General features: G+C 69.9%; 2 protein-coding genes. Both read right to left on the bottom strand.

From position 1 onward, the window contains the following. A partial coding sequence (locus D588_RS0110620; RefSeq protein ID WP_017915951.1) for a histidine-type phosphatase occupies window positions 1-1,215 on the bottom strand: 1,215 nt, incomplete at its 3' end. 8 nt (window positions 1,216-1,223) lie between these two features. Continuing rightward, window positions 1,224-3,417 (bottom strand): TonB-dependent receptor (locus D588_RS0110625; RefSeq protein WP_017915952.1); only part of this gene is annotated, 2,194 nt, incomplete at its 5' end.

Below are 3,417 nucleotides of genomic sequence, written 5' to 3' on the forward strand. Positions count from 1 at the left end.
CAGGGCGATCGCCAGCGGGCAGCGCAGGCGGCCGCCGCAGCCGGGCAGCGGCCAGCGCCGCTCGCGCAGGCTGCGGCCGTCGAAGCGATTGGCCCGCAGCGCCGGCAAGGTCGGCACCACGCTGCGCAGTTGCAGGAAGTCGTGGCCGTCCTGCCGCACCAGGTCCAGCAGCAGCGCACCGCCGGGCGGATACGCATCCGGCTGGCCGCGCACGATGGGATCGATGCCGAACAGGCCGGACAGATGCGCCAGGTTGGTGTCGTGGCCGAGCAGCACCAGCGCGCGCGTGTCCGCTGGCGCCAGCGGCGCCACCGCCGGGGCCTGCCCGGCCGCGGCCTGCAGCGTCGCCAGCAGATGCGCGAGCAGGTTGGAGCCGCCGGCACGCGCCGCCGGCAGCGCCCGCTTGCTGTAGGCGAAGGAGGCGTTGTGCAGGCCGATCAATCGCTGCAGCGCCGCGGCATCGGCGCGCCCCCAGGCCACCTGCGGCAACGGCAGGTCCTGCGCGTACTCCAGCATCAGGTTCTCGGCGAGGCTGCCGGCGGTCTTCAAGACCTTGGCCGCCTGCACCGGATCCTGCAGCCGCTGCGGATCGTCCAGGCGCGGCGACTCCTGCGCAGCGCAGGTCGACCCCGCACAGCCGGACAGCACCCGCTGCAGCGCCCGCAGCCGGCTGCGCGTGGCCGCGTCCAGGTGCAACGGCGGCGCGGGTGCATCGTCGTCCTTGTCCTCGTCCTTGCCGAAATGGAACAGCGAGTTGTTCTGCGTCGTCGGCAACGCCAGGTAGTGCGCCTGGCACCCCGGCAGCAGTCCCTCGGTGAAGGCGGCCGCGCTATCGTGGTTGCGCGGCGTACTGTCGCCGATCACCACCGCGCCGGACCGGGCGCAATCCGGCGCCAGCGCCGCCGTGGACAGCCAGCGCTGCCGGTAGCGCGCACCCAGCGCCTGCATGCCGGCGGCGCCGTGCGCCGTGAGCTGGCCGGGTGCCACCGGCCATTGCGGCCAGGGTTGCGCGGCGTACCTGGCCAGGTCTTCTGGCGATTGCGTCGGTGCACGTACGCCGTGGCGCATCACCACGATCGTCAGGCGTACCTCCGCCGCGTTCGATGCCGCGGCAGGCTTGGGCGATGCGACCGCCGGACAGGCGGCGCTGGCGACGCACAGCAACGCAGCCACGCGCCATGCGCTGCGCACGCGTGCGAATCGGAAAGCGAACATGGCCGGCCTCAGAACTTCAGCGACAGGTCGAGGAACACGCCGCGCCCGGCCAGGCCGAAGTACAGCGGCTGGTTGTCGGAGGAACGGGTGCCGGCGTAGCCGATCAGCGCATGCCGGTTCAGCAGATTGTTGACGTCCATGCTGATCGAGTAGCCCTTCAGGCCGTAGGGCCCGTGCGTGCTGCGGTAACCCAGCGCCGCGTCCAGGCTGGCGTAGCCGCCCAGGCGCTGGTCGTTGCCGAACACGGTGGCGCCGTTGGCCGCGGTGGTGTTGTCCACGCCGTACTGCGCGCCCACCACCTTCTCCATCAGCGAGCCGAAGTAGCCGGTGCCGCTGTTGTACAGCAGGCCCAGGGCGGCGGTCACCCGCGGCGTGCCGGCGACCTGGGTACTGCTGTGCTTGTAGGTGGCGTCGTTGTAGCTGGCGTTGGCGTACAGGCTCAGGATCGGCGTCAGCGCGTAGGTGGCCTCGGCCTCGGCGCCGCGGTACACCGCACCGCCGCCGTTGACGAAGGCGCTCTCGGTGCCGCTGTCGGTGTTGATCAGGGTCTGGCTGATGTAGTTGCTGAAGTCGATGTAGTAGATGTCGGCGCCGAAGGTCAGGCCGCGCGCGGCATAGCTGGTGCCGAGTTGGTAGTTGCTGGTCAGCTCCGGGCGCAGGCCACGGGCGCCGTTGAGTTCGATCACGTCGATCGGCGGCGCCAGGAAGCCGCGCGCGGCCTGCACGTAGCCGCTCCAGTGCTCGTTGAAGCTCTGGTGCAGGCTCAGCGACGGCAGCGTGGCGTCGTAGCTGGCCTCGCTGTGCGCCGGCGCCGGCGGCGTGCTCTTGTTGAGTTCGGCATCGAGCTGGCGCTGCACCCGCGCGTAGCGCAGGCCCGGACTGAGGGTCAGGCTGTCGCTGAGCTTCCAGTCGTACTGCAGGTACGGCTGCAGGGTGTCGGTGCGGTCGTGCAGATTGTAGTTGTACAGCGGGCCGTACTTGGTGCCGCTGGCCGCGCCGGTCGTCATGTCCACCGGCAACTGCTGGCGCTCGTCGAGGTTGCGCTCCACCCACACGCCGGTCTGCAACTGGCCCGGACCGAGGTCCCGCGCCAGACGCAGCACGTCGCCGAAGGCGCGGAAGTCGTTGTCCGAGAGCTTGCCCGGCACGTCCTTGGCGGCCTTGGACAGCTTCTTGCCAGTCGCGCTGTAGAAGGTCACGCCGTTGTCGGCAGCGCTCTCGCTGGTGGGGATGCTGGTCTTGGAAGCGGTGTGGTCGAAGCTGTTGTAGTAGACCTTGTTGTCGAGATCCCAATCGCCAAGGCGCGTGCTCAGGCCCAGATAGGTGAAGCTGGAGTAGTAGGCCGCGGCGTTGTAGCCGGTGTAGTTCTGCAGGGTCGGATCGTTGCCCAGGCCATAGCGCCAGCCATGCTGCGCGATCTGCGCGCGGGTGGCGCCCTGCACGGTGTTCTGGTGCTCCTGGTTGTAACTGCTGACAAAGGTCAGCGTGGTCGCCTCGCCCAGATCGGTGACGGTCTTGAGGAAGGCATGCTCGCGGCGGTCGTCGGTGCCCTTGAGGTAGGTATCGCTGGCTTCCTTGGACAGGTCCGCGAACAGGCGCGTGTTGCCGATGTGCTCGTCGGCGCTGACGCCGCCGGCCCAGGTGTTCCAGCTGCCGCCGGTGCCGTAGACGGTGACCCCGTCGACCTCGCTGGGATTGCGCGTGCGCAGCGCCAGGGTGCCGCCGAAGGTGGCGTTGCCGATGGTGGCGCCACCGCCGGGGCCGCGGTCGATCTCGGCCTGGCCGAGCACGTGATTGTTGAAGTAGGCCGAGGTGGTGTGGTGCAGATCGCTGGCATCGCCGAAGGGAATGCCGTCGAAGGTGATGTTGAACTGGCCGTCCTGGAAGCCACGGATGCTGACGCCTTCGTTCTTGCCCAGGCCGGGGCCTTCCGGCGAAGTAGTGACCACGCTGGGCGCGTACTTGATGATGTCGTCGTAGTTCGAGTTCAGGCGCAGGCCATCGCGGATGAAGCGCTCGTCGATCACCGAGGTCGGCTGGCTCGCCTCCAGCGGCGCGGCGCTGGGCGCCAGCGTGTCGACGCTGTTGGCGGTGACGTTGATCGGCGCCAGTTCGCGCGGGCCGTCGTGTTCGCCGTCGGCCTCGACATGCGCCGGAGCGGCGCTGCGCGGCGCCCGTGGGGCGGCGACCGGCGCGGCGGCG

It is taken from the genome of Xanthomonas sp. SHU 308 (genome assembly GCF_000364645.1).
Taxonomy (GTDB): Bacteria; Pseudomonadota; Gammaproteobacteria; order Xanthomonadales; family Xanthomonadaceae; genus Xanthomonas_A; species Xanthomonas_A sontii.